Genomic DNA, 7,224 nt, shown 5'->3' with positions numbered 1-7,224 from the left:
CCCGTACTGGACGTACTTGGGCTTTCGGCCGGTGCGGCGAGAGTGCGTGCCGGGCACCGCGACGCCGCGGACCTCCGTCAGACACCCCCTAGGCCCAGCGCCCGGTGCGGGCCAGCAGCACCGCCGTCGCGGCGGTGCCGGCCGTGGAGGTGCGCAGGACGGAGCGGCCCAGGCGGTACGGCCGGGCCCCGGCCCCGGCGAAGACGGCCAGTTCCTCCGGGGAGACCCCGCCCTCCGGGCCGACGACCAGCACGATGGACCCGGTCGCCGGGAGCGCGGCCTCGGCCAGGGCCTCGGAGGGTGTGTCGCGGTCCTCGTGGAGGACCATCGCCAGGTCGGCGCCGGCCAGCAGGACCGCCACCTGCTTGGTGGACATGGCCTCGGCCACCTCGGGGAAGCGGACCCGGCGGGACTGCTTCCCCGCCTCCCGGGCGGTGGCCCGCCACTTGGCCAGGGACTTGGCCCCCCGGTCGCCGCGCCACTGGGTGATGCAGCGCGAGGCCTGCCACGGCACGATCGCGTCCACGCCCGTCTCGGTCATGGTCTCCACGGCCACCTCGCCCCGGTCTCCCTTGGGCAGGGCCTGGACCACGGTGATCCGGACGGCCGGCTCGGGCTCCTCGAAGACCCCGGACACGGTCACGACCAGCCGGTCCTTGCCCTCCGCCGCCTTGACGACCGCTTCGGCCCAGCCGCCCCGGCCGTCCGTGAGGACCACCGCCTCGCCCGGGTTCAGCCGCTTCACGGACACCGCGTGCCGGCCCTCCGGGCCGTCCAGGACGAACTCCGGTCCCGCGGGGACCCCTTCGACCACGAACACCGGGGCGGTCATGACGCACTCCTCATCTGCATTGCCTTCAACGTGCTCTGCGCCTCGGCCAGTTCGGCCGCCAGCACTTCCATCAGCTCCCCGGCCGGCAGCGCCCGCGCCAGCCGGTGCCCCTGGCCCGCCCACAGGGCCATGCCCTGCGGGTCCCCGGCCGCGGCGGCCGCTTTGCGCAGCCCCGAGGTCAGGTGGTGGACCTGCGGGTAGGCGGCGGGGGCGTACGGTCCGTGCTCGCGCATGAACCGGTTGACCAGGCCCCGCCCCGGCCGTCCGGAGAACGCCCGGGTCAGCTCGGTCCGTACGAACAGCGGGTCCGTCAGCGCCTTCTTGTGCAGCGGATCCGCTCCCGACTCCGGGCAGGCCAGGAAGGCCGTCCCCAGCTGGGCCGCTTCCGCGCCCGCCGCGAGCAGCGCGGCGATCTGCGAGCCCCGCATGAGTCCGCCCGCCGCGATGATGGGGAGCGCGACCGCCTCCCGTACCTGGGCCACGAGCGCGAGCAGACCCACCGACGCCGTGCCGTCGGCCTGGGGGTCGTCCCGGTGGGTGCCCTGGTGGCCGCCGGCCTCCACGCCCTGGACGCAGACGGCGTCCGCCCCGGCCTCCTGCGCGCTGCGTGCCTCCTCGACGGAGGTCGCGGTGACGACGGTGTACGTACCGGCCCTGCGCAGGGCGGCCAGGACCGCGGGCGCGGGAGCACCGAAGGTGAAGGAGACGACCGGGACCGGGTCTTCCAGGAGGATGGCGAGTTTGGCCTCGTAGCCGTCGTCGCAGGTGCCGATGACGTCCTCGTCGGCCAGCGAGATCTCGTACCAGCTGGCCTCGCCGGCCAGCTGCCCGCGGTACGCCTCGACGGCGGCCGGGTCCACGTGGCCGGTCTGCGGCATGAAGAGGTTCACCCCGAAGGGGCGCCGGGTGAGCGCGTGCACGCGCTTGATCTCCTGGTACATGCCGTCGGCGGTCTTGTGGCCGCCGGCCAGGAAGCCCAGTCCGCCCGCCTCGCACACGGCGGCGGCGAGCGGAGGACAGGAGGCGCCGCCCGCCATGGGGGCCTGCACGATCGGGTAAGCGCAGAGACCGTTCGCTGCCGAGGACATGCCCTGCATCGTGCCATGTCCCGCTCAGGGGGCCGAATCACGGCATTCGCCTGGCATAGTCCGCTTCCCGGCGCGGCCGGAACGCATACGGCGAGCCGGGCCGGGGGCATCCCCGGCCGGGCTCGCCGATGAGGGGCCGCGGGTGGTCAGCGGCCGTTGAAGGCGTCCTTCAGGCGGCTGAACAGCCCCTGCTGGCCCGGCGCGAACTGGCCGGTCGGCCGCTCCTCGCCGCGCAGCTTCGCCAGCTGGCGCAGCAGCTCCTCCTGCTGGGCGTCCAGCTTGCCGGGGGTGGTCACCTCGACGTGGACGATCAGGTCGCCGCGCCCGCCGCCGCGCAGGTGGGTGACGCCGCGCCCGTGGAGCGGGATGGCCTGGCCGGACTGGGTGCCGGGCCGGATGTCGATCTCCTCCATGCCGTCCAGCGTCTCCAGCGGGCACTTGGTGCCCAGGGCCGCGGCTGTCATGGGGATGGTGACCGTGCAGTGCAGGTCGTCCCCGCGCCGCTGGAAGGTCGGGTGCGGCAGCTCGTGGATCTCCACGTACAGGTCACCGGCGGGGCCGCCGCCGGGGCCGACCTCGCCCTCTCCCGCGAGCTGGATGCGGGTGCCGTTCTCGACACCCGCCGGGATCTTGACGGTGAGGCTGCGGCGGGAGCGGACCCGGCCGTCGCCCGCACACTCGGGGCACGGGGTCGGGACGACGGTGCCGAAGCCCTGGCACTGCGGGCAGGGGCGCGAGGTCATGACCTGGCCCAGGAAGGACCGGGTGACCTGCGAGACCTCACCGCGGCCGCGGCACATGTCACACGTCTGCGCGGAGGTGCCGGGGGCGGCACCCTCTCCGGAGCAGGTGGTGCAGACGACGGCCGTGTCGACCTGGATGTCCTTGGTGGTCCCGAAGGCCGCCTCGTCCAGCTCCAGGTCCAGGCGGATCATCGCGTCCTGGCCGCGCCGGGTCCGCGAGCGCGGGCCGCGCTGCGAGGCCTGGCCGAAGAAGGCGTCCATGATGTCGGAGAAGTTGCCGAAGCCGCCCGCACCGAAGCCGCCCGCGCCGCCACCGCCGCCCGAGGAGGACAGCGGGTCGCCGCCGAGGTCGTAGACCTGCTTCTTCTGCGGGTCCGAGAGCACCTCGTAGGCCGCGTTGATCTCCTTGAAGCGCTCCTGCGTCTTCGGGTCCGGATTCACATCCGGGTGGAGTTCACGCGCGAGGCGCCGGAAGGCCTTCTTGATCTCGTCCTGCGATGCGTCGCGGCGCACGCCGAGAACGGCGTAGTAGTCCGTGGCCACTTACGACTCCGCCAGGATCTGTCCGACGTAACGTGCCACTGCGCGTACCGCTCCCATCGTTCCGGGGTAGTCCATGCGGGTCGGTCCGACCACGCCGAGTTTGGCGACCGTTTCGCCGCCCGAACCGTAACCGACCGAGACGACCGACGTGGAGTTCAGCCCCTCGTAGGCGTTCTCGTGCCCGATCCGTACGGCCATTTCCGATTCGTTGGCCTCGCCCAGCAGCTTGAGGAGCACGACCTGCTCCTCCAGCGCTTCGAGCACCGGCCTGATCGTCAAGGGAAAATCGTGTCCGAAGCGAGTGAGATTGGCGGTGCCGCCGATCATCAGCCGCTCTTCGGCTTCCTCGACCAGGGTTTCGAGGAGCGTCGCGAGCACGGTGGACACCGTGCCGCGGTCGTCGGCCTCGAAGGACTCGGGGAGGTCCTGCACGAGCGGGGGCACGTCGGTGAACCGGCGCCCGACGACCCTGCTGTTGAGCCGGGCCCGCAGATCGGCCAGCGAGGTCTCCCCGAAGGGGCTCGGGCAGTCGATCAGGCGCTGCTCGACGCGTCCGGTGTCCGTGATCAGTACGAGCATCAGGCGCGCGGGAGCGAGCGAGAGCAGCTCCACGTGCCGGACGGTCGAGCGGGTCAGGCTCGGGTACTGGACGACGGCGACCTGCCGGGTCAGCTGCGCGAGCAGCCGCACCGTCCGGCCCACCACGTCGTCCAGGTCGACGGCGCCGTCGAGGAAGTTCTGGATGGCCCGGCGCTCGGGCGTCGACAGCGGCTTGACTCCCGCCAGCTTGTCGACGAAGAGGCGGTAGCCCTTGTCGGTGGGGATCCGGCCGGCGCTCGTGTGGGGCTGGGCGATGTAGCCCTCGTCCTCCAGCACGGCCATGTCGTTGCGCACGGTGGCGGGCGAGACTCCGAGACGGTGCCGCTCGGTGAGCGCCTTGGAGCCGACCGGCTCCTCCGTCCCGACGTAGTCCTGGACGATGGCGCGCAGCACTTCGAGTCTGCGTTCGCTGAGCATCGCGCACACCTCCAGCTGTGGTCCGTTGCCTTGATCGTTGGCGCTCGTTGGCGTTCGTTGGCACTCTGGCCGTTCGAGTGCCAGAGACCCCCGCTCAGTGTACGGCCGGGTAGTAAGACCCTGGCAAGGGAGGCCCGCCAGGGTAGCGTCGCGGCATGGACGTGCGTTGGGAAGAGGCGGGCTGGGAAAGGCTGACCGGGCGGACCGGCCGCCGGCGGCTGCCGGTGTGGGACTGCACGGTGGGACTGGTGGTGGGGGACGATTCCGTGCTCCTCGTCGACCCCGGTTCGTGCCTGCGCGAGGGCTCCGGTGTGCGGGCGCAGGCGAAGCGGCTGGCGGGCCGGGACGTGACCCATATCGCATTCACGCACGGCCATTTCGACCACGTCCTGGGCGGCGCCGCCTTCGCGGGGGCCGAGGTGTACGGGGCGGTCGGGCTGGACGCGCTGCTCGCCACGGGCCACGAGGAGCTGCGCGCGGACGCGGTGCGGCACGGCCTGGCGCAGGAGGAGGCCGCCGAGGCGGTGGACCTGCTGGTGGCGCCCCGGCACCTGGTGTCGGGCGAGTGGACGCTGGAGCTGGGCGGGGTTCAGGTGCTGATGGCCAATGTGGGGCCCGGGCACACCCGCCACGACCTGGCGGTCTTCGTGCCGGGCGAGCGCGAGACCGTGTTCTGCGGGGACCTCGTCGAGGAGTCGGGCGCCCCCTCGGCGGGCCCGGACGCGGTGCCCCGCCAGTGGCCCGCCGCCCTGGATCGGCTGCTGGCGCTGGGCGGGGACGATGCACTGTACGTGCCGGGTCACGGAGCGGTGGTCGACGCGGGCTTCGTCCGTGCGCAACGCGCCACACTGGCCGCCCGTTTCGGCGTGTCGTAGGCATGATCGCCGCACCTCTCCTACGCTCGGCCGGATGCGCGAGTACTCCCCCGACCTGACCCCCCAGTGGAAGCACCCCAAGGCCGTGCCGGAGGTGGCCGCGGAGCCCGATCTGGTGGTGGAGGTGGCCGGTACGGACTTCTGCGGCGCGGTGGTGGCCTGCGAGGCGGGCACCGTGACCCTGGAGGACCGCTTCGGCAAACGGCGGGTGTTCCCGCTGGAGCCGCGGGGCTTCCTGCTGGACGGGGCCGTGGTCACCCTCGTCCGTCCGTCACGCGCCCCCTCGGCCCCCCGTCTGACCGCGTCGGGCTCGCTCGCCGTCCCCGGGGCCCGGGCGCGGGTGGCGCGGTCCGGGCGCATCTACGTGGAGGGCCGCCACGACGCGGAGCTGGTCGAGAAGGTCTGGGGAGACGACCTGCGCATCGAGGGCGTGGTGGTGGAGTACCTGGAGGGCATCGACGACCTCCCGGCGATCGTCGCCGACTTCGCCCCGGCCCCGGACGCCCGCCTGGGGATCCTGCTGGACCACCTCGTCCCGGGCTCCAAGGAATCCCGGATCGCGGCGTCGGTGACCTCCCCGCACGTCCTCATCGTGGGTCACCCGTACGTGGACGTCTGGCAGGCGGTGAAGCCGTCCGCCCTGGGCATCCCGGCGTGGCCGGTGGTCCCCCGCGGCCAGGACTGGAAGACGGGTGTCTGCCGCGCCCTGGGCTGGCCGGAGAACACCGGCGCCGCCTGGCAGCACATCCTGTCCCGGGTGACCTCCTACAAGGACCTGGAACCGACCCTGCTGGGCTCCGTGGAACACCTGATCGACCACGTCACGGCCTGATCTCTCCACCGCCCCGCGGGGCCGGGCCCAGACGCCCTAGTCCACCAGGTCCCGGACCACCGCGTCGGCCAGCAGCCGACCCCGCAGGGTCAGCACGGCCCGCCCGGCGGCGTAGGGCCCCGCCTCCAGCAGTCCGTCCGCCAGCGCGCGGCGGGAGGCGGCCAGTCCGGCCGGGGCGAGCAGGGACAAGGGCGCCCCGTCCACCAGGCGCAGCTCCAGCAGGATCCGCTCGACGCGCCGGTCCTCCTCGGACAGGAGCTCCCGCCCCGCGCCGGGTGAGCGGCCCTGCGCCAGTGCGGCGGCGTACGCGCCCGGGTGCTTGACGTTCCACCACCGCACCCCGCCCACGTGCGAGTGCGCACCCGGCCCGGCACCCCACCAGTCGGCGCCGCGCCAGTACAGCTCGTTGTGCAGGCAGCGGCCGGCCTCCGAGGCGGCCCAGTTCGACACCTCGTACCAGGAGTACCCGGCCGCGGCCATGACCTCGTCCGCGATCAGGTAGCGATCGGCGTGCACGTCGTCGTCCGTCATCGGGACCTCGCCCCGGCGGATCCGGCGCGCCAGCTGCGTGCCCTCCTCCACGATCAGCGCGTACGCCGAGATGTGGTCGGGCCCGGCGCCCAGCGCGGCCGCGAGCGACGCCCGCCAGTCCTCGTCCGACTCCCCCGGCGTCCCGTAGATCAGGTCCAGGTTGACGTGGTCGAAGCCCGCCGCCCGGGCCTCCGCGACGCAGGCCTCCGGGCGCCCGGGGGTGTGCGTGCGGTCCAGCACCTTCAGGACGTGCTGCCGGGCGCTCTGCATGCCGAAGGAGACCCGGTTGAAGCCGCCGGCCCGCAGCTCTGCCAGGTACTGCGGATTCACGGACTCCGGATTGGCCTCGGTGGTGATCTCCGCGTCCTCGGCCAGGCCGAACTCGTCCCGGATCGCCGCGAGCATCCGTGCGAGGTCCCCGGCGGGCAGCAGCGTCGGGGTGCCGCCGCCCACGAACACGGTCCGCACGGCCCTCGGGTCGTCCCCGAGCACCTTCCGGGCGAGGCGGACCTCGTCGATCAGGGTGTCGGCGTAGTTCTCCCGCGACGCGAGCACGCCTCCGGTACCCCGCAGCTCGGTGGCCGTGTAGGTGTTGAAGTCGCAGTACCCGCAGCGCGTGGCGCAGTACGGAACGTGCAGGTAGAAGCCGAGCGGACGGTCCCCCGCGCCCGCCAGGGCGTGCGACGGCAGCGAGCCGTCTTCGGGCATGGGTTCACCGTCGGGGAGTGCGGAAGGCATGCACCCATCATCCCGCACCTCGAGC

Annotated in this window: 7 protein-coding genes; 2 read left to right on the top strand and 5 right to left on the bottom strand. The window is 73.2% G+C overall.

Annotation, left to right across the window (positions count from 1 at the left end):
- Positions 1-88: 88 nt before the first annotated feature.
- The 4 genes from AB0D44_RS18335 to hrcA all read right to left on the bottom strand — a co-directional run bounded on the left by AB0D44_RS18335 (position 89) and on the right by hrcA (position 4,223).
- The gene (locus AB0D44_RS18335) at positions 89-832 is read right to left on the bottom strand and encodes a 16S rRNA (uracil(1498)-N(3))-methyltransferase (protein ID WP_362591604.1); all 744 of its coding nucleotides are present in this window, start codon (positions 830-832) and stop codon (positions 89-91) included.
- Positions 829-1,920: a nitronate monooxygenase gene (locus tag AB0D44_RS18330; protein WP_362591602.1), complete on the bottom strand. Its 1,092-nt coding sequence runs from the start codon at positions 1,918-1,920 to the stop codon at positions 829-831. Before AB0D44_RS18330 ends, AB0D44_RS18335 begins: the two co-directional genes overlap by 4 nt.
- 146 nt (positions 1,921-2,066) lie before the next feature.
- The gene (gene dnaJ / locus AB0D44_RS18325) at positions 2,067-3,206 is read right to left on the bottom strand and encodes a molecular chaperone DnaJ (protein ID WP_362591599.1); all 1,140 of its coding nucleotides are present in this window, start codon (positions 3,204-3,206) and stop codon (positions 2,067-2,069) included.
- Positions 3,207-4,223, bottom strand: coding sequence for a heat-inducible transcriptional repressor HrcA (gene hrcA, locus AB0D44_RS18320; protein WP_362591597.1), 1,017 nt, complete (start codon positions 4,221-4,223; stop codon positions 3,207-3,209). It lies immediately after the preceding gene.
- Positions 4,224-4,378: 155 nt separating this feature from the next.
- On the opposite strand from hrcA, the gene AB0D44_RS18315 reads away from it, so the two are divergent.
- Together AB0D44_RS18315 and AB0D44_RS18310 are read left to right on the top strand one after the other, a co-directional pair.
- The gene (locus AB0D44_RS18315; RefSeq protein ID WP_362591594.1) at positions 4,379-5,098 is read left to right on the top strand and encodes an MBL fold metallo-hydrolase; all 720 of its coding nucleotides are present in this window, start codon (positions 4,379-4,381) and stop codon (positions 5,096-5,098) included.
- Between the two features lie 34 nt (positions 5,099-5,132).
- Positions 5,133-5,930, top strand: a complete 798-nt coding sequence (locus tag AB0D44_RS18310; protein WP_362591591.1) for a DUF3097 domain-containing protein — start codon at positions 5,133-5,135, stop codon at positions 5,928-5,930.
- Positions 5,931-5,966: 36 nt separating this feature from the next.
- Here the strand turns inward: AB0D44_RS18310 and hemW are convergent, their stop codons facing one another.
- Positions 5,967-7,199 carry a radical SAM family heme chaperone HemW gene (gene hemW / locus AB0D44_RS18305; protein WP_362591588.1) on the bottom strand — a complete coding sequence of 411 codons (1,233 nt, stop codon included), beginning with the start codon at positions 7,197-7,199 and terminating at the stop codon, positions 5,967-5,969.
- Positions 7,200-7,224 lie beyond the last annotated feature (25 nt).

It is taken from the genome of Streptomyces sp. NPDC048349 (assembly GCF_040651925.1).
In the GTDB taxonomy this organism is placed as follows: Bacteria; Actinomycetota; Actinomycetes; order Streptomycetales; family Streptomycetaceae; genus Streptomyces.
Note: the sequence above shows the minus strand (reverse complement) of the source record. Positions and strands in the feature narration are given on the sequence as shown.